Here is an 18,282-nt window from a genome sequence, read left to right as displayed (position 1 = left end):
GCCGGGCAAGTGGTGTTTGCGTGGCGCCGTTCATCACAACTCGGTCACGAAGCTTGTTGGTGGGGTTTACGTCAGGGTGTGTCGTGGCGATACTTGACGACACACGAAACCCGGGTTTCGGGACGGTGGTCACCGCTGACCGCCGAGCATCAGAACACAAGGACGTGAATCAGATGGTGGGACGAGTAGACGTTGCGCGCAGGGCTGGAGTCAGCCCCGCCGTGGTGTCGTATGTGCTCAACGGTTCCCATCCGGTGTCAGACGAGACGCGGTTGCGTGTTGAAGCGGCCATTCTCGAGCTCGACTACCGTCCCAATGCGCTCGCTCGCAGCCTGGCGACCTCCCGCTCGCACACGCTGGGGCTCCTCATCCCCGACTCGTCGAACCCCTACTTCGCCGAGCTCGCCTCTGCGGTCGAGGACGCCGCCCTCGCGTCGAACCTGGTGGTGCTGCTGGGCAACGGGGCCGACGATGCCGGCCGAGAGCTCGGGTACCTGCGCGCGTTTCGGGATCGCCAGGTCGACGGCGTGATCGCCGTGTTCGGGGCCGGCTTCGAAGAGGGTTGGCGTGAGATCAGCAAACGGCGAATGCCCGCAGTGTCACTTGACCGTCTGCCGCCGGGCCTCGATGTTCCCTCCGTGGTCGTCGACAACATCGGCGGCGCCCGCGTCGCCACGGAACACCTCGTCGAGCACGGTCGGCGCCGGATCGCCTGCATCACCGGCGGGGCTGAGCTCTCGTCGGCGAGGGACAGGGCCCGGGGCTGGAGCGAGGCGCTCGCTGACGCGGGGCTCGTGGGCGGAGGAGTTGCCGCCGGAACCCGGGTCGGGGAGGCACAGCCGGTATCACCGCTGCTCAGCTACGGGGCGTTCACGGTGGACTCGGGGTACACGGCGGCCACGGAGCTGCTGCGCAGGGATCCCTCGGTCGACGCCATCTTCGTCGCCTCCGACATGCAGGCGATGGGCGTGCTGCGCGCGGTGGCGGATGTCGGCCGAACCCCGGGCGCAGACCTCGCGATCGTCGGGTTCGACGGCACGAAACTCAGCGAATACACGACTCCCCGCCTCACCACGATAACGCAGCCCTACGCGCAGCTCGCCACCGAAGCGGTGGGCATGCTCGGCCGGATCATTGCCGATCCGGCGAGCGATCGGGCCGCGATGCACCTCGTGCTTCCGACGGAACTGACGCGCCGCGACACCTGCGGGTGCGGGCCGCCCTAGGAGCATTCTCACCGGCGGTCACCGGCTCACACAACCCTCAGCAGCACACGAACATCAGTACACGAACAAAGGAGTTCTCATGAAGAAGAAGCACTTACTCAGCGGCCTGGCTCTCGCCGCGACCGCGGCGCTCGCCCTCTCGGGCTGCAGCGGCGGTGGCTCTGGCGGTGGAGGCGATGCCGGATCGGGTGACGCCGGCGGCGATGCCCCGTTCAAGATCGCGAACGTGGTCAACGGCAACCTGGGCGACCAGGGTTTCTTCGATGACGCCGAGCGCGGCATCGAGGAGCTGAAGGGCGAAGGCAACGAGACGAAGACGCTGCAGGCCGACGTCAACAACCCGGCCCAGTGGAAGGCGAACCTCGAGTCGGTGTCGACGGGCGACTGGGACATTGTCGTGACGGGCACCACCCAGATGACCGACATCCTCGCCGAGGCCGCACCGAAGTTCCCTGACCAGCAGTACGTCTACTACGACGCCGTGGTTGAGGCTCCCAATGTGGCGTCGATCGTTTACAAGCAGAACGAGGGCTCGTACCTCGCGGGCGTGCTTGCCGCCCTCGCGGTGACGAACCCCGACACGTTCCCGCTCGCCGAGGGATCCACGAAGGTCGGTGTCGTCGGCGGCATGGACATTCCGGTCATTAACGACTTCGTGGTCGGATTCGAGAAGGGCGTCGAATCGGTCGACCCCAAGATTGAGGTGCTCGTGAGCTACGTCGGTGACTTTGCCGACTCGGCCAAGGGCTACGACCTCGGCAAGGGCATGTTCGACGACGGCGCGGGCGTCGTCTTCCAGGTCGCGGGTGGCGCGGGCGTGGGCGCGTTGCAAGCCGCAAAGGACGCCAACAAGTATGGCATTGGCGTCGACAGCAACCAAAACACGCTGCAAGAGGGCCACATCCTCGCATCGATGCTCAAGAACATTGGCAACTCGATCGTGCTCGCGGTCAATGATGCCAAGGACGGCAAGCTCAAGTTCGGCGAGACCACGGCCTACGGTCTGGCAAACGACGGCGTCGGCCTCACATTCGACGACAACGGTGGGCTCGTGCCCGACGACATGATCGCCCAGATTGAGGAGTACAAGCAGAAGGTGATCTCGGGCGAGATCGAGGTGCCCACGGCGAGCGAGTAGCCGCCTCAGTACCTCACCGGGTGGTGGCCTCACGGGGCCACCACCCGAATCACCCCGAAGGGACTCACGGGAATGGATCTCACATGAACACCGCGGTGAAAGCGAACGCTCCGATCCTCGAGCTGAAGGGCATTACGAAAACCTTTGGTGAGAAGATCGCCAACGAAAATGTCTCGGTCTCGTTCTGGCCGGGGCGCGTACACGCGATCGTGGGCGAGAACGGCGCAGGCAAGACGACGCTGATGAACATGATCTCGGGCAACCTGCAGCCCAACGCAGGTCAGATCCTGTTTGACGGCACTCCGGTGACCGTAGACGACCCCAATCAGGCGGACGCCCTCGGTATCGGCATGGTGCATCAACACTTTAAGCTTGTGCCCTCCCTGTCGGTCGCCTCAAACGTCTTCCTCGGCAAGGAACTCACCACCCCGCTCGGCAGACTCGACCAGCAGGCGATGGCCGCTCGTGTCACCGAGCTCTCCGAACGATTTGGGCTCGCAATCGACCCGACCGAGATCGTGCAAGACCTCTCGGTGGGCGAACGCCAGCGCGTAGAAATCCTGAAGGCGCTGTCGCACGACACCCGGCTCCTCATTCTCGACGAGCCCACGGCCGTGCTCACCCCGGCAGAGGCCGACGAGCTCTTTGTCGTCGTGCACGATCTCGCCGCCAAGGGCTGTGCCGTCGTGTTTATCTCACACAAGCTGGGGGAGGTGCTCGCCGTCGCCGACGACATCACGGTGATTCGCGATGGCAAACACATCGCGACCCAGCTGGCGGCAGGCCTCAGCCAGTCCGACATCGCCACTATGATGGTCGGGCGCGAAGTACTGCTGCGCATCAAACACACCGAGGCACACCCGGTCGACGAGGTGCTCAACCTCGACGGGGTGTCAGCCGTCGACTCCCGCGGCATCATCGCCGTCAACAACGTCTCGCTCACGGTACGCCGCGGTGAAATCGTAGGCATCGCCGGAGTCGAGGGGAACGGGCAATCCGAGCTGGCCGGCATGGTCGCCGGTATGCACGAGGTACCGCGCGGCTCGATCCGGATCGCGGGCAAGGATATGACGCGCGCGAGCGTGCATGCCCGCCGCGAGGCTGGCCTTGCCTACGTACCGGAGGACCGGCACGACGAGGGGGCAGGGCCCGCGCTCTCCATTACCGAGAACATTGCCGCGACCAATCTGTCGCCCCAGGACGTATCGCCCCCGCTCACCCGGGCCGGATGGCTGTCGCTCGCACGTGCCCGCGATTACGCAAAGAAGCTGATCGCCAAGTTTGACGTGCGCGGAGCCGAACCGGCCACCGCGATCGGTGAGCTGTCGGGCGGCAACATGCAGAAGGTCATCATCGCGCGCGAGTTCAGCGCGGACCCCGATCTGCTCGTGATCTCGCAACCGACCCGCGGCGTCGACGTGGGAGCCATGGAGTTCGTGCACAACTCGATCGTGGCGGCACGCGACCGCGGGGCGGGCGTGCTGCTCGTCTCGGCCGACCTCAACGAGGTCATGAGCCTGTCGGACCGGCTGTTCGTGATGTTCCGCGGGGAGCTGGTGGCCGAGTTCACGCAGGAAAACATGAGCGAGGTCGCGGTGGGCCTGGCGATGGCCGGCACTACCCCGACGCCCGAGGCGCTGGCCGAGGCTGAAGCAGAGCACGCGCGCGTGCAGCAGGAGCTCGAGGCCTCGGGTGCCGGGCAGGCGATGACCCAGCTGGTGACCGACAGCGTCACGGTAGCGGGCCCCGAATTCGATACGACCGCCGTCACCATTCCCGTCGATCGCCAGCCCAGGTTCTTCGCGAACCTCGCGACTCGAGCGTTTACGGGGGCGGCGCAGCCCGTGCTCGCCGTGCTCGTCGCACTCGTGATCGGCGCCTTCGTGATTCTCGCAATCGGTAAGAATCCGATCGAGGCGTACATCGAACTCTTCACCTCGGGGTGGCGCACCCCCTTCGGCGTCGCGAACACCATCGCCATGTTCGTGCCGCTGGCCATTGTGTCGGCCGCGACGATCGTCTCGTTCAGGGCCGGCTTCTTCAACATTGGTGCCGAGGGGCAAATGTACTTCGGCGCCTTCTTCGGCGCCTACGCCGGGTTTACGTTTACCGACCTCCCGCCCCTCACCCTCACCATCCTCGTGCTCGGCTTCGGCACGCTCGCGGGTGCACTGTGGGGACTCCTGCCCGGCTGGCTGTACGGCTTCTGGCGGGTTGACATCATCGTCACCACGCTGCTCCTGAGCGAGGTCGCGATGCTCATCACGAACTTCTTCGTGACGGGCCCGTTCCAGGACAAGTCGGCCGGCATTGCAGGCTCGGCCAAGATCGCCCCCGAGGCGCGGCTCACGATGTTCGATGCGGCCTATGGCATCGGCCCCGACCTGATCATCGCGATCGTCGTCGCCGTGATCATCGCGCTCGTGCTGAACCGCTCGGCGTGGGGGCTCAAGGTCAAGCAGCTCGGCGAGATGAACCGGTTCGCCGAGTACACGGGCGTCTCGGTGAAGCGCATGTCGATCCAGGTGATGGTGCTCTCAGGCGCCGTCGCAGGATTCGCCGGCGCGCTGTATGTGATCGGCCCGAACGGCGGCAGGTTCCTGCAGCAGTTCTCGCCCGGCTTCGGATTCCTCGCCATCACGGTCGCGCTGCTCGCTCGGCTCAACCCATGGGCTTCGATGGTCGCAGCACTGTTCTACGCGACCATGATGGCCGGATCCACCGGCATCCAAGCCATCGGGGTTCCGTTCCCGATCGTCAACGTGCTCCAGGGCCTCATCATCATCGCGATCACCGCCACGATCGCGTGGAACTGGAAGAAACTCAAGCGAGGCTCGGCAAGCAATGGGCTCGCAGACACCACCAAGTTTGAAAAACTCGAGGGGAGCGCTGCCTGATGGAACTCATCGGCAATATTTTCACGCTCGGCATGCTCGGCGTGATCCTGCTCAAGGTCACCCCGATTCTGCTGGCCGCCATCGGCGGCGCATTCACACAGACCGGCAACATCCTCAACATCGGCCTCGAAGGCATGATGCTCACCGGGGCATTTACCGCCATCGCGGTGGGATCCGTCACGAACCCCTACGTCGGAATCCTCGCGGCAATGGGTGCGGGCCTCTTCATGGCCGTGATCTTCGCGGTCGCGGCCCTCGTGTTCAAGGCCGACTTCATCGTCGTCGGTATCGGCATCAACCTGCTCGCAGTGGGCCTGACGGTGCTCATGCTCACTGTGCTCTACGGCAATGCGGGAGCGACCCCGGGCGAGGTGAAGGCCATTCTGCCACGGATCGACCTCGGCCCGATCGGCGACATCCCCGTGCTCGGCAGCGCGCTGAACAACCAGACCCTGCTCGTGTGGTTCGCCATCATCGCGGTGCCCGTGTACTCCTACGTGCTGTACCGCACGAGATACGGAGTGCACCTGCGCGCGGTGGGCGAGGACGAGCCCGCCGCCGTCGCTGCTGGCATCAACGTGTTTCGCGTGAAGTTCATCTCGATCCTCATCTCGGGAGCGCTCTCGGGTATCGCGGGCGCACAGCTCGCGATGGCGACTGTCGGGTCCTTCACCTCGGGCATGACGGCATCGCGCGGGTTTATCGCCGTCGCGGCGCTCACCTTCGGGCTGGCGCGCCCGTACCGCACGATGATCGCCTGCCTCATCTTCGGTGCAGCCGACGCGCTCGCCGATCGGCTCGGTCTGCTCGGCGCGAACTCCTCACTCTCGCTGACGGTGCCCTACATCATCACGATCGTCGCGCTGGTCTTCGCCTCCGTACGAGTGCGCTCGGCACTCAAGGCCCGCACGAAGAAGGCGCTCGCCGCAAAGGACCGAGAAACCTCGGATGCGGGTGTGGGGACGGTGACAGCATGACCAACGCCAGCCCAGCCCGCAAAATCATCCTCGATTGTGATCCGGGGCACGACGACGCAATCGCGATCCTGCTCGCCGCGGGAAGCCCCGCCATCGACCTGCTCGCGATCACCACGGTGGCGGGGAACCACTCGCTCGACAACGTCACCCGCAACGCACAGGCTGTGTGTCAGATCGCGGGCATCGACGTACCGATCGCCCAGGGAGCCGACCGGCCCCTCGTGACCCCGCAGATCGTGTCCGAAGACATCCACGGCAACAGCGGCATGGATGGCCCGGTGCTGCCCGAGGTGACCGGACAGCTCGACGCACGCCACGCGGTCGACCTGATCATCGACACGGTCATGGCGCACGAACCCGGGACGGTCACCCTCGTACCCACGGGGCCGCTCACGAACATCGCGCTCGCCATGCGCAAGGCCCCAGAAATCGTGGACCGCGTGCGGCAGGTGGTGCTGATGGGCGGCTCCTATACACGCGGCAACGTGACCCCCGCCGCCGAGTACAACATCTACGTCGATCCCGAGGCCGCCGAGGTCGTGTTTCGCGGGGCATGGGAGGTCGTCATGGTGGGCCTCGATCTCACCCACCAGGCACTCGCCACCGATGCGCTGCAGCAGCGGGTGCGCCAGGCAGGGGAAGAAGCGGGCGAACGCGGCCGGGAGGTCGCCCAGTTCATGCTCGACATCTGGGAGTTCTTTGGCAAGACCTACCGCGAGGTCTTCGACTTCGAGGCACCCCCGGTGCACGACGCCTGCTGCGTCGCGATGCTCATTGATCCGGATCTCGTGCGCACGGAACGAGCGCACGTCAGTGTCGAACTCCACGGGGAATGGACCAAAGGCCAAACCGTCGTGAACTTCGAGACCAAGCCGGGCATGAGGCACTCAACCGGGGTCGCGGAGCGCATGAGCGACCTGCGCACACTCGTCGCCACCGAGCTCAACTGGGAACGATTCGCGGCACTCGTTGTGGAATCGGTGCGCCAGCTGGGCGACGGGAACACCGGCGCCGGGCATGATCCGGAGCCGCGATCATGACCGGCCTCGAAGCACGCACCCCGCTCATTATTGATACCGACCCGGGGATCGATGACGCGCTCGCCATCATGCTCGCCGTGGCGAGCCCCGAGGTGGAGGTGCTGGGCATGACCGCGGTCGCCGGCAACGTGGGACTCGACAAGACCGCCCCCAACCTCGCGGCGCTCGCTGACCTCGTAGGGTTTGCTGGGCCCATAGGGATTGGAGCAGCCGGGCCGCTGTGGCGGCAAGACACGCTGCCCGCCTGGGACGTGCACGGTGAGAACGGACTGGGTGGGTACGAGTTGCCCGCGACAGAACGGATCCTCGAACCCGCGCTCCCGCTGCTCGCTCGGCTCATCGAAGGGAGTGAGCGGCCCGTGACCGTGGCCGCGATCGGACCGCTCACCAATATTGCGGGACTCATTACGCACTTTCCGCGCGCCGCTGCCAGAGTTGCTCGCTTTGTCATTATGGGAGGGGCCACGCTCGACAGGCCGGGCAACACGACGCCCGCTGCGGAGTTCAACATTTACTACGACCCCGACGCGGCCGCCCGGCTCTTCGCCTTCGGGAGCGAGACGGGGGTCCCCATCACCATGGTGGGACTCAACGTCACCGACCACGCGCTCGTCGGACCGGCGCACCTCCCCGCACTCTTCGCCTCGGACGGGCCCTGCGCGCAAATGGTCGGACACATCATGGCGAACTACGCGACGGACCGGTCAGGCGATGGCACCGCGCAACACGACGCCGTCGCGCTCGCCGCAGTCATCGACCCCGATATCCTGGAGACACGTTCGCTCTTCGTCGATGTCGAGAACATCGGGCGGCTCACGAGCGGCATGACGGTCGTTGACCACCTGGGGCTCAGCGGCAACGCGCCGAACTGCGACGTCGCGCTAAGCGTCGACGTGGCGCGCCTCAGAACACTATTGAACACACGAATTGCCGCGCTCGATGAGCGGCTCAAGGAGGCCTAAACATGGCGACCAAAATGATCCTCGACTGTGACACCGGTGTCGATGACACGATGGCGATCATGTACGCGGCGCTGCACCCCGACATCGACCTGCTCGCGGTCGGAACCGTGTGGGGCAACGTTGAGGTGGAGCGCGGTACGCGCAACACGCTGCGTGTGCTCGACATCGTGGGCCGTGGCGAGGTGCCGGTCGCGCAGGGTGCAGCCGGGCCGCTGCTGGGTGGGCCGACGGAGTACGCGTACCACGTGCACGGTGACGACGGCCAGGGCAATGCAGGCGACGCCGAGCCCGTGCGCGCGGCCGAGCCGACCACAGCCGCGCAGCAGATCATCGACATCGTGCGACAGCACCCGGGTGAGGTCTGGCTCGTACCGGTAGGCCCGCTCACGAACATCGCGACGGCGCTCGCGCTCGATCCGGAGCTGCCAAAGCTCGTGGCGGGCGTGTCATTGATGGGTGGATCGGCGTCGGCTCCGGGCAACGTGTCCTTTGTGGCCGAGGCCAACATCTGGCACGACGCCGAGGCCGCACAGGCCGTGTTCGCGGCGAAGTGGCCCGTCGTGATGGCCGGTCTCGACGTCACCATGAAGGTGCTGATCACCGCCGAGCATCGCGACCAGATGTTGGCGGGTGGCCCGGCTGGCCAGTACATGGGCCGCATCATCGAGTTCTACGGAGAGTTTTACCGCGACATGGTGTTTGGTGACTGGAGCTGTGCGATGCACGACTCGATCGCCGTCGCGGCGGCGGCCGGGCACCTCGACGTGCAGCTTGCCCCCGTGGTGAACGTGGAGGTTGATACGACGGGCGGTCCCGGACATGGCCAGACGCTCGTCGACCTGCGCGGCAAGTACCGCGGGTACCCCGAACAGGAGGGCGCGCACACGACCGTGCTGATGGAGATCTCTGACTCCATCGCCGACACCGTGGTGAGCCTGATCACCGACTTTCAGGGCGCGTAGTCGTGCCTGACGTGGCGGGGAATGCCCGCGTCGCGGTCGTCGGCAGCGCTAATGCCGACCTAGTCGTGGAGGTGCCGCGCCGTCCCGGCGGCGGGGAGACCCTGCTCGGCGGTGACCTCGCGCTGTTGCCCGGTGGCAAGGGTGCGAATCAGGCAGCTGCGGCGGCCAGGTGTGGAGCCGACGTGTCGTTTGTGGCGTGCGTGGGTGCCGATGCGAACGGTGGGTTCTTGCTGTCGGAGCTCGCGGCTGCCGGGGTGAACGTCGATCACGTGGCGCAGGTGGATCGCCCCACGGGCACCGCCATCATTTTCCTGACTCCCGATGGTGAGAACTCAATCGTGGTGTCGCCCGGTGCGAATCATGCGCTCGACGTGGCGACCGTGGAAGCAAGGGCTGGTGCTGCCGCCGATGCTGACGCCGATGCTGACGCTGCTACGGCCAGTGCCGCAAGTCATGACGCGCGTCCGGGCGGTGTGTGGCGCGACGCGCGTGTGGTGGTGCTGAGCCTCGAGATTCCCCTCGAGACTGCGTTGCATGTTGCGGCTGAGGCGCGCTCGGCGGGCGCTCGCGTCGTGCTTAATGCGGCCCCCTCGGTGCAGCTCCCGGGCTCGGTGCTTGAGCTGTGCGATCCGCTGATTGTGAATGAGCACGAGGCACTGGAGGTGCTGGGCGCGGCGTCAGACGACCCCGAGGCCGAGATCTACGGGCGACTTGCCGAACGCCTGCTGGAAGCCGGTGCGCAGTCGGTCGTGGTGACGCTCGGTGCTGACGGTGCGATCGTCGCGGAGCGCGCGGGTTCGGTAGCCGTGCCGGCGTACCGGGTGCGCGCGGTCGACACCACTGGTGCAGGCGATGCTTTTGTGGGAGCGGTGGCGGGTGAGCTTGCCGCTGGCGAGACGCTGACCGATGCCGTTCGTTTTGCTACGGCGGTTTCGGCGGTTTCGGTGCAGCGGGTCGGCGCGCAGTCGTCGTATGCGAACCGTGAGGAGATCGAGACGTTTATTGCGAACGAAAGCACTGTATTACGCGAGTCTGAGATCGCGGGCGGGGCCGCCGCAAACTAGCCGAATCTCGCACGGACCCGACGGCTTGAGCCACCCGCTCGCGTCGGGTTCGTGCGTAGCGGTGGGCGCGTCTTTCGCCAGAGCTGGTGCGGATCGATCCATGGCGGGGCGAGCACCTCGGGGAGCCCTTCCATCATGCGAATGTGCCAGTCGTTGCTGTCAATATTTCGATGGTGGTACCAACAGAGCAATACCCCGTTGTCGGTAGACGTTGGCCCGCCCTGTGCCCATTCGACGACGTGGTGCACCTCACACCAGAGCGCGGGAACCGTGCAGCCTGGAATGATGCACCCGCCGTCTCGCGCTGTGATTGCCCGGCGCTGATGCGGCGTAAACGTTCGCGTGGGGCTCTCGATCCCGAGGATCTCGCCGTGAGGCCCCGTGATCACGCGCTGGGTGGCACCGGTGCAGATGCCGTGGCGAGCTACCGCCATGCTGACGGGGGTCGGGAGCCCATCGTGGCCGTGCAACCAGGCGGTGCCGGCAGCGCCACTGCTCGCTGTGTTGGCGGCTGTGTTTACGCTAGCGGCGAGTGGGAACTCCGCCGCCAGCTCGAGGTCCCGCTGGAGGCTGTCTGTAAGCTCCTCCTGGGTGGTCTGAATGAGCACCGTGACCGGGGCGCCGCCGAGCTGCGGTGTCTCCGCGGCTCGAGCCGCGATCTCGGCGACGATGCGCAGGGCGTCGTGCACCTTTTGTCCGTAGGAGCGGCCATCGGACGGGATTTCGGGGGCAAACCTGCTGCTGTCGCTGAGCGCGCTGCTGGGATCTCCCTGGGCCGACTCAGGGAGGAGTGCCGTGGGGCCGGATTCAACGAACCGAACACGAGACTGATCCGCGCCCGCGCCCGCGCCCGCGCCCGCGTCTAGATTGGTGCTGGTCAACGGCGAATTGATCGAGGAGAACAGGCTGCCCATGAGCGCCGCGGTGTCCGGGGTGAGGAGTCCGTGCGCGGGCACAAGCCCGTTCTTCTCGCGGCCGAGCTTGAAGTATCGATTCGCCAGCGCTTCTTCCTCGGCAGGCTCCGAGCCGTCCTGGTCAAGGTATGCGCACCAGCGCTCGCAAATGAGCCGAACCGTGTCACTGTCTTGGGGAAGCGGGGCATCGGCGGACTGATCGTCGGCGGCATCAAGATCTGTGTCATCGTCGGCATCGTCAAATGGGTACCCGGCGGCCTGCGCGACGATGCTGCGCTCCGCCACCCAGACGCGCTCCGGGTCGACGTGGTGGGGGAGTCGCGTGAGCGCTTGAATAATCTGAAATGCGGAGTCCTCGGGCAGATGCCCTGCGTCGAGCGCTGCCGCCACCGCCGGGAACCGCGGCGAAAGCGGCGAGCCTGAGATGCCCACCTCTGCTCGCGTGGCGCGAGCAATCTTGAGTCGGCGGCCGATAGCGGAGGCGGGGCGCTGCGAAAGTTGCTGCAGAAGCTCAGTGACGTTGCGGCACCCGGCCTTCTTCGCGAGGGAATCTTCGAGTTGTGGTGCCGATCGAACGTCGAGCGCACCCGAGAGTCGAACAAGCAGCGCATCGAGCAGATGAGCAGCCTTCTCGAACTGGTGGGTGAGTGACAGGAGATCGTCGTCTGACATGAACGAGATCTCTTGAGCATCTAGCTGGCTGACGCACTCCGCGAGACTCGCCTGCATTTGCGTGACCAGGCCCGCGGCACTCGAACCAGCGGCACTCAATCCCGCGGCACTCGAGCCAAACCCGGCAGGCCAAGCGGCCTGAAGGCTGGGGTGGAGTGGGGCAAAAGGGGCGCCCGCGTTGTTGCTGGACATGGTCTCATTTTATCACGATTCGAACATTTGTTCTAATGGTTTATGAGACCGAATTCAGGACCGAATTCAGGACCGAATTCAAGACCGAATTCAAGACCGAATTCAGCCGAGCCACCCAAATGAGGTGCGGAGCCTGAGTGCCCATCCTGTCCCCACCCTGTCGCCAACCGCGAGTCAGGCGTATGGTCGAAGTGAGGCACCACGAAAGCTCGCGCCTCACCGAAGTGGCGTGTGAGAGGAAGGGCCGTGATGAACCGACGAGATTCTGAATCGCGTGGCCACGCCGGGAAGGAATCCGACCACGAAGAACCCGTGGTGGGGGGACTCTACCTAGATGAGGCGGGGGAGCATCCGCCCGACTACGGCGAGCCGATCACCTACGACGAACGACGGTGGGGTGGGCCGCACCGCGACGCGACCAGGGGCGGGATGCCCACAATCAGTATTTGTCGCGTGGCAGTGCTGCGTCTGCTTGCGAAGGGCGAGGGCTCGGCCCACGATGCGCTTCAGGCGATCGTGCACGAGTTTGAGCTCGGTGCCGCCGTGGTTGAGCAGCACACGCGCTCGGGGGAGAACCGGCTCGAGGTGAGAGTGCATTGGGCGCTCGCCACGCTGCGGCAGATGGGATTCATTGAGCAGTCCGGATCCGGATCTGAATCAGCAGTGACCCAGCATGCCCCGAACGCCTCGAAGCGGAATGAGTCGCTCGAATCCTTCATGATCACGACGAAGGGGCTGGCGATGCTCGCGAACGACCCGGTGCGCATTGACGAAAACGGCACCGGGTCGATCAGAACCAAAGCTCACGGGGGCCCTGCGGAGGCTCATGCCTAGTAACCCCAGGGGAAATTACTCCGCGTCGTCCGCGTGGAATACCTCGCCACCAAAGCGGGCCGCGAGCTCGGAATCGAGCTCATCGCAGGTCGAAGCGATGCCAGCGACGACGAACCCGAGCTCGTCGGCCTCAAGGTGATCGGCCAGAAGGTTGTGCTTCATGAGCAGGTCAACCTTGGTACCCTCGCGCTCGACGAGCAGGAAGTTGCCAAAGACATAGTCGGCTCCGGCAAACGCGACGAAGTCGCGCAGCTCGGCCGTGTTCTCGGCGTTGGTGAGCACAGGGGAGAAGACCATTGCGAGGGCCGAGTTCTCTGCGAACTCGTGCACACGCACGAATACGCGGCTCGAGCCGTAGCGAATTGAAAAATCACCGTCGGTGTCGATCTCCACGCCTTCAAACAGCGAACCCATGTGGGCCTTGACGAGTTCCTTCTGGGCGGTGATGTCGTTCATGTCTTGCTCGATTCTGTAAGGTCCAGTGGCCAGCCACCAGCCTATCGAGGTGACAGTATTGAAGGCATGCCACACCCGTACCTCGCAGGGGCCCGCCGACCCCGCATCCTCGCGCACCGGGGACTCACGACCCCAGCGATGCACGACGCCGGTCAGGTCGAAAACTCCCGGGCCGCGATTGAGGCCGCCATCAGCGCGGGCTGCGACATGGTCGAGACCGACTGCCATCTCACCCGCGACGGCAGGGTCGTGCTGTTTCACGACGCCGATCTCATGCGCGTCACTGGCGACCCGCGCAAGGTCGCCGACGTCACACTCGACGAACTGGTCGGCATCATGCGCGCGCGCGGCGGAGTCATCACGCTCGACGAGGCGCTCACGGCGTACCCCGAGACCCGCTTCAACGTCGACATCAAGGCGTTAGCGGCGGCCGATCCCGCGGGACGCATCCTCGCCGAGCATGCGCACCGCGTGCTCGTCACGAGTTTCTCCGACACATACCGCGAACGCGCCCTCGCGGCTGCTGCCCCGGGGCGGCCCGCGGCCTCCCCTGGGCAGCGGGGAGTGATCCGGATCGTAGCCTCGCTGCTCTTGGGCCTCGGGGTCGCGAAGGCCCTGCGTGGGTTCGATGCGCTGCAGATTCCCGAGCGACAGGGCCCGCTGCGGGTGCTCACGCCGCGCCTCATCGCGGCGGCGCATCGCCATGGCGTCGAGGTGCACGTGTGGACCGTGAATGATCCGGATCGCATGCGCGAGCTCGTCGCGATGGGCGTTGACGGCATCGTGACCGATCGTGCCGATCTCGCGATTGAGGCTCTGCGGCCTCAATAACCGCGATTGTGTGCGCGTCGGGCGCGGGGCCTGTCACACTAGGGGTGTGGCAGACAACCAGAACGGCCGAGTCGCGGTCTATCTAGACTTCGACAACATTGTGCTCTCGTGGTACGACCGCGTGCACGGGCGAAACTCGTTCGGGCGCGACCGGCACCGGATCGCGGAGACTCCGGACGACCCAGAAATCGTGGCACGGCTCGAGGCCGCGGCCATCGATGTGGGGGCCATTATCGACTATGCCTCGTCGTTTGGCACCCTGGTGTTGACCCGCGGGTACGCCGACTGGTCATCCCAAATCAACGCGCAGTACCGCACGCAGCTGGTGGCCCGCGCCATTGACCTGGTGCAGTTGTTTCCCGCTGCCGCCTACGCCAAGAACGGTGCCGATATTCGGCTCGCGGTCGACACGGTCGAAGACATGTTCCGGCTGGACGACCTGACCCACGTGGTAATTGTGGGTGGCGACTCCGACTACGTGCCGCTCGCACAGCGCTGCAAGCGGCTCGGGCGATACGTCGTCGGCATCGGAGTCGCGGGCTCGACCGCGAAGTCGCTGACGGCGGCCTGCGATGAGTTCGCGTCGTACGACACGCTGCCCGGAGTGGAACGGCCGCGGCGCGAGGAGGCCCCTGCGCGCGGGGGTCGGGGTGGGCGCGGCCGCAGGGCCGCGACTGAGCCGACTGCAGCTGCTGAGGGTACTGGGGTGCCTGTGAGTGCTGAGGCTTCTGCGAAGGCAGGTTCGGCTGGATCTGCCGATGCTGCCGGAGCCGCCTCGACCGAAGCATCAGCGTACTCGAAGCAGGATGTGGCTGCCGACACTGGGATAGCACCCGTGAAGTCGGCGGGTGGCCGCGGATCCCGCGGGGCGGGTGGGCGAGCCTCAGCGGCCAAGAACGCACGCACCGAAGCAGGGGTGTCAGGCGATTCAACGGTCTCGACGGGGCCCGCCGCCTCGACGTCTGCGGTCGGACCCGACGAGTCAGCGGGGAAGGAGGCGGCTGCAACGTCCGCCGATGGGGCCGAGAGCGTGGCCCCGGCAAAGTCCCGGTCCCGGAGGCCCGCGCGAGCATCGCGCGACGCCACTGCGAATGCCGCAGCGACAGCTGTTGACGCCACGACCGCCGCAGAGCTTGCAGAAGCCGCCGCGGAGGCCAACGAGCCGGCACGCCACAGCCTTCTCGACAGCATCTTTGGTGATGACTACGACGACATCGAGTTTGATCACGACCTCGACGGCGACGACGAGAACTCTGATGACAATGACATCGAGATCACGGGTCTTCTGATTCGTGCGCTGTGGCTCGGCCAAGAAAAGGACGACTCCGAATGGCTCCACAGCTCTGCGGTGAAGCAGCAGATGCGCCGCATGGATCCTTCATTCAACGAGAAGGCGCTCGGGTTTCGGTCGTTTTCTGACTTCTTGAAGTCTCGATCCGACATCGCCGAGCTAGAGGAGACGGGCCACGAGCGCCTCGTGCGCCTGCGCGATCAGTCGGAGTAGCGCACTTAGCGCGAGGGGCGTCTACGGCGACGACCTCGCAATAAAGCGTCACTCACCTGTCGCGTAAGGCTCGAAACTCGATAGTCTCAACCGGGTGTGCCATGACGGTCTGGCACATGCACGATGTCAGCGAGGACACCCCGGTTACATGACTATTCAGCACGCGCACTCACGTGCTCTCGCGCGACCCGCAGGTCGCCGGTGCAGGCCACTAATCGCAGTCGCGGCGGCGGCGCTCGCGCTACCACTGGCGCTGCAGGGCACGGTCGCGCATGCCGAGAGCTTCGCACCGATCGACGCGGTCGAGGCGATTTCGAACGGCACGACCCTGCCCGGTTTTCAACAGGAATTTTTGGGCGCGGTGAACTCCCAGAACATTTGGAACCACGACGTCCATTTTGCCGACACCATCGGCCCGCGAGTGGCGGGTACCTCGGGGGAGCTCGCAGCTGCGGACTATGTCGAGTCGACGCTCACATCGTACGGTTTTGACACCTCACGTGAGAAATTTGCGGCCACCCCGCAGACGTTCGCTGACGTGACGCCGAGTCGCACCCAGCCGGGCTATGCGAGCTGGCAGTTCAAGCCGGCATCCAATGCGGTGTTCACCGGTGCTGACGCCCCCGGTGTCTGGAGACCTGATCGACATCGGCAGCACCCTGACCGGGCTCGATTCCCGCACGGATCTCGCGGGTAAGTTTGTGCTCGCCGACTGGAATGTCTCCGTGGCCACCCGGACAGCACTGCTGCAGGATCTGGCGGCAGTTGGCGTGAGCGCCGTAGTGTTCACGAAGGTGGCAGGAATGAGTAGCCCGGAGGCCCTGCCCAACCCGGGCACGGTACCAGCAGCAGCCCAGGGAATGGTCGTCGTCGGATCGGCGGTCAACCAGGGCGCTCGCATGCGTGCGCTGCTCAAGGATGGGCCGCTGTCGCTCACAATCACGACCCAGACCGGTGCGAACGAGAGCACAAACGTGATTGGGGTGCGGAAGGCCGCGAACGGCAACCCCAACGCGCCCATCGTGTACATCGGCGCGCATATCGACTCGGTGGTGGGCAGCCACGGCGCGAGTGACAACGGTTCGGGCGCGAGCATCATGCTCGAACTCGCACGCATCTTGACCTCCTACTCGCTCGACACTGAGGTGCGTGTGGGGGCTTGGGGCGCTGAAGAGCAAGGAATTCGGGGCTCGAAGCACCACGCAACCAACGTGATGACGCAGGCGGAGCGCGATCGCACGGTCGGCGCCTGGAACATGGACATGGCTGGTACCAGCTATGAGGGGACGGCCGCCCAGCCGTTTGGCTTCTGGGCGCTCACCGTTGACGGTGCGAAGAAGGAAGACAACCCGGTGCTCTGGCTCGCCAACATCGTCTCGAAGCTCGCTGGCGAAGGCGATCTCCATATCGGCCAGGTCGGCCGCAGCGATCACCAGTCATTCCATGAAGTCGGCATTCCGGCGGTCGTATTCAGTTGGATGTTCTGGGCCGGCGGCTCAAATATCGTGCTGGAGCCGGCCTACCATCAGACGACGGACACCCTCGAGTTTGTGTCTGAGGAGCGCATGGCAATTGCCGCCCGAATCCTCGGTGGTTCGGTGTTCCGTGCGGCCCTCGAAGAAGTCACAGTGGAGGTGACCGACGAGGTCGGTCAGCCGTCGGAGGCTGCGAGCATTGCGCTCAGTTGCGAGGGCGACGCTGGCTGGCGCGACGCCGGTGACACCGACACCGCGGGTGCTGTCGTGACCAACACTCCAGCTTCCACCTGCGACGTCGTCGCGGTTGGAGCTGACGGTGCGCGCGGTTCGGCCAAGGCCGTCAAAATGTCGGGCGACCCCACCGTCAAGATCCAGCTCCAGCGCGATGCCGAGGCGCCTGTGGTGAGCCTGGGTTCAGCTGCTGCGGAAGAATCGGGTTGGCACCGCGCAGTACCGGTGGCCGTGACCGCGCAGGCCACCGATAACGCCGACGACGCACCGGCGGTCGAGTTCTCGCTCGACGGCGCGACGTGGGCAGCCTACGCGGCCCCGGTCGAACTCACGACCGACGGTAGCCACACCGTCCGGGCGCGTGCGACGGACGACTTTGGCAACGTTGGCGAGGTCGCACAGCGCCGGGTCGACATCGACACCGTTGCCCCTACGCTCACGGCTCAGGCCGCGGCCCAGCGCGGGCACATCAGCTTCGAGGCACAGGACGCGACCTCGGGTGTTGCGCGCGTCGAGTTCCGGATCGGCGATGCCCAGACGTGGCAGCAACTCGTAGGCGCTGGAGACCTAGGTGCTGGAGACCTAGGCGCTGGTGACCGGGGTGCTGGCGCCTCCACGGCCGAGGTTTCGCTCGGCAAGGAAGCCACAACGGTACAGCTACGGGCGGTCGACGTAGCAGGGAACACCGGTGCAGGTGTCGCTGTGCAATTTGCTGCGGGTGCGCCGACGACCGGGACGACGCCGGAGGCGCCCGGAACAAAAACAGGGTCATCGCTGTCGAATACCGGCGGTTCGCCGATGATCGCGGTGGGCGTGGCAGCGGGTGCGATGCTCGCGGCGGGCGGTCTCTTGCTCGCGCTGCGCACACGACGCCGGATCTAGGCGATATAGATGCGGCCCGTTG

The 18,282-nt window shown here is 65.6% G+C and carries 15 protein-coding genes and 1 pseudogene; 14 read left to right on the top strand and 2 right to left on the bottom strand.

Annotated elements, in window-relative coordinates; translation table 11 throughout:
* The first annotated feature begins 173 nt into the window (after window positions 1-173).
* The 8 genes from C795_RS0113875 (at window position 174) to C795_RS16150 (ending at window position 10,266) form a co-directional block, all read left to right on the top strand.
* Window positions 174-1,226 carry a LacI family DNA-binding transcriptional regulator gene (locus tag C795_RS0113875; RefSeq protein ID WP_033349846.1) on the top strand — a complete coding sequence of 351 codons (1,053 nt, stop codon included), beginning with the start codon at window positions 174-176 and terminating at the stop codon, window positions 1,224-1,226.
* A 79-nt stretch (window positions 1,227-1,305) separates the two neighbouring features.
* Window positions 1,306-2,364: a BMP family lipoprotein gene (locus tag C795_RS16160; RefSeq protein WP_017794349.1), complete on the top strand. Its 1,059-nt coding sequence runs from the start codon at window positions 1,306-1,308 to the stop codon at window positions 2,362-2,364.
* An 83-nt stretch (window positions 2,365-2,447) separates the two neighbouring features.
* Window positions 2,448-5,261: an ATP-binding cassette domain-containing protein gene (locus C795_RS17055; RefSeq protein WP_017794348.1), complete on the top strand. Its 2,814-nt coding sequence runs from the start codon at window positions 2,448-2,450 to the stop codon at window positions 5,259-5,261.
* Window positions 5,261-6,238, top strand: coding sequence for an ABC transporter permease (locus C795_RS0113860; RefSeq protein ID WP_017794347.1), 978 nt, complete (start codon window positions 5,261-5,263; stop codon window positions 6,236-6,238). Before C795_RS17055 ends, C795_RS0113860 begins: the two co-directional genes overlap by 1 nt.
* Window positions 6,235-7,278, top strand: coding sequence for a nucleoside hydrolase (locus tag C795_RS0113855; RefSeq protein WP_017794346.1), 1,044 nt, complete (start codon window positions 6,235-6,237; stop codon window positions 7,276-7,278). Before C795_RS0113860 ends, C795_RS0113855 begins: the two co-directional genes overlap by 4 nt.
* Window positions 7,275-8,240, top strand: a complete 966-nt coding sequence (locus C795_RS0113850) for a nucleoside hydrolase (RefSeq protein WP_017794345.1) — start codon at window positions 7,275-7,277, stop codon at window positions 8,238-8,240. The genes C795_RS0113855 and C795_RS0113850 overlap by 4 nt, the downstream gene beginning before the upstream one ends.
* A 2-nt stretch (window positions 8,241-8,242) precedes the next feature.
* Window positions 8,243-9,202 (top strand): nucleoside hydrolase, encoded by a 960-nt coding sequence (locus C795_RS0113845; protein WP_017794344.1) that lies wholly within the window; start codon window positions 8,243-8,245, stop codon window positions 9,200-9,202.
* A gap of 2 nt (window positions 9,203-9,204) precedes the next feature.
* Entirely contained in the window at window positions 9,205-10,266 is a 1,062-nt protein-coding gene (locus C795_RS16150) for a ribokinase (protein WP_017794343.1), read from the top strand.
* Here the strand turns inward: C795_RS16150 and C795_RS0113835 are convergent.
* Window positions 10,263-12,044 (bottom strand): HNH endonuclease signature motif containing protein, encoded by a 1,782-nt coding sequence (locus C795_RS0113835; RefSeq protein WP_017794342.1) that lies wholly within the window; start codon window positions 12,042-12,044, stop codon window positions 10,263-10,265. The two genes, C795_RS16150 and C795_RS0113835, sit on opposite strands and share 4 nt — an antisense overlap.
* A gap of 249 nt (window positions 12,045-12,293) precedes the next feature.
* Between C795_RS0113835 and C795_RS0113825 the strand changes: the two genes are divergently transcribed.
* The gene (locus C795_RS0113825; RefSeq protein WP_017794340.1) at window positions 12,294-12,878 is read left to right on the top strand and encodes a winged helix-turn-helix domain-containing protein; all 585 of its coding nucleotides are present in this window, start codon (window positions 12,294-12,296) and stop codon (window positions 12,876-12,878) included.
* A 15-nt stretch (window positions 12,879-12,893) separates the two neighbouring features.
* Here C795_RS0113825 and C795_RS0113820 read toward each other — a convergent pair whose 3' ends face one another.
* Window positions 12,894-13,334 carry a T3SS (YopN, CesT) and YbjN peptide-binding chaperone 1 gene (locus C795_RS0113820; RefSeq protein ID WP_017794339.1) on the bottom strand — a complete coding sequence of 147 codons (441 nt, stop codon included), beginning with the start codon at window positions 13,332-13,334 and terminating at the stop codon, window positions 12,894-12,896.
* Between the two features lie 66 nt (window positions 13,335-13,400).
* On the opposite strand from C795_RS0113820, the gene C795_RS0113815 reads away from it, so the two are divergent.
* From C795_RS0113815 to C795_RS0113800, 5 genes and pseudogenes are all read left to right on the top strand, one after another.
* Window positions 13,401-14,165: a glycerophosphodiester phosphodiesterase family protein gene (locus C795_RS0113815; RefSeq protein ID WP_017794338.1), complete on the top strand. Its 765-nt coding sequence runs from the start codon at window positions 13,401-13,403 to the stop codon at window positions 14,163-14,165.
* Between the two features lie 46 nt (window positions 14,166-14,211).
* Window positions 14,212-14,847: pseudogene (locus C795_RS16145) on the top strand (NYN domain-containing protein); the annotation flags it as partial.
* A 24-nt stretch (window positions 14,848-14,871) separates the two neighbouring features.
* A complete protein-coding gene (locus tag C795_RS17625; protein WP_083879333.1) occupies window positions 14,872-15,669 on the top strand; it encodes an OST-HTH/LOTUS domain-containing protein in 798 nt (265 codons plus the stop codon).
* A gap of 148 nt (window positions 15,670-15,817) precedes the next feature.
* Window positions 15,818-16,366, top strand: a complete 549-nt coding sequence (locus tag C795_RS17450) for a hypothetical protein (RefSeq protein WP_017794336.1) — start codon at window positions 15,818-15,820, stop codon at window positions 16,364-16,366.
* Complete coding sequence (locus C795_RS0113800) at window positions 16,281-18,260, top strand: M28 family peptidase (protein ID WP_198008481.1); 1,980 nt, start codon at window positions 16,281-16,283, stop codon at window positions 18,258-18,260. Before C795_RS17450 ends, C795_RS0113800 begins: the two co-directional genes overlap by 86 nt.
* Window positions 18,261-18,282: the final 22 nt, after the last annotated feature.

The sequence above is a fragment of the Leucobacter salsicius M1-8 genome, assembly GCF_000350525.1.
Taxonomy (GTDB): domain Bacteria; phylum Actinomycetota; class Actinomycetes; order Actinomycetales; family Microbacteriaceae; genus Leucobacter; species Leucobacter salsicius.
Note: the sequence above shows the minus strand (reverse complement) of the source record. Positions and strands in the feature narration are given on the sequence as shown.

Coding starts and splice junctions, on each gene's coding strand:
- C795_RS0113875 (WP_033349846.1), top strand. CDS start 174: ATGGTGGGACGAGTAGACGTTGCGCGCAGGGCTGGAGTCAGCCCCGCC.
- C795_RS16160 (WP_017794349.1), top strand. CDS start 1,306: ATGAAGAAGAAGCACTTACTCAGCGGCCTGGCTCTCGCCGCGACCGCG.
- C795_RS17055 (WP_017794348.1), top strand. CDS start 2,448: ATGAACACCGCGGTGAAAGCGAACGCTCCGATCCTCGAGCTGAAGGGC.
- C795_RS0113860 (WP_017794347.1), top strand. CDS start 5,261: ATGGAACTCATCGGCAATATTTTCACGCTCGGCATGCTCGGCGTGATC.
- C795_RS0113855 (WP_017794346.1), top strand. CDS start 6,235: ATGACCAACGCCAGCCCAGCCCGCAAAATCATCCTCGATTGTGATCCG.
- C795_RS0113850 (WP_017794345.1), top strand. CDS start 7,275: ATGACCGGCCTCGAAGCACGCACCCCGCTCATTATTGATACCGACCCG.
- C795_RS0113845 (WP_017794344.1), top strand. CDS start 8,243: ATGGCGACCAAAATGATCCTCGACTGTGACACCGGTGTCGATGACACG.
- C795_RS0113835 (WP_017794342.1), bottom strand. CDS start 12,044: ATGTCCAGCAACAACGCGGGCGCCCCTTTTGCCCCACTCCACCCCAGC.
- C795_RS0113825 (WP_017794340.1), top strand. CDS start 12,294: ATGAACCGACGAGATTCTGAATCGCGTGGCCACGCCGGGAAGGAATCC.
- C795_RS0113820 (WP_017794339.1), bottom strand. CDS start 13,334: ATGAACGACATCACCGCCCAGAAGGAACTCGTCAAGGCCCACATGGGT.
- C795_RS0113815 (WP_017794338.1), top strand. CDS start 13,401: ATGCCACACCCGTACCTCGCAGGGGCCCGCCGACCCCGCATCCTCGCG.
- C795_RS17450 (WP_017794336.1), top strand. CDS start 15,818: ATGACTATTCAGCACGCGCACTCACGTGCTCTCGCGCGACCCGCAGGT.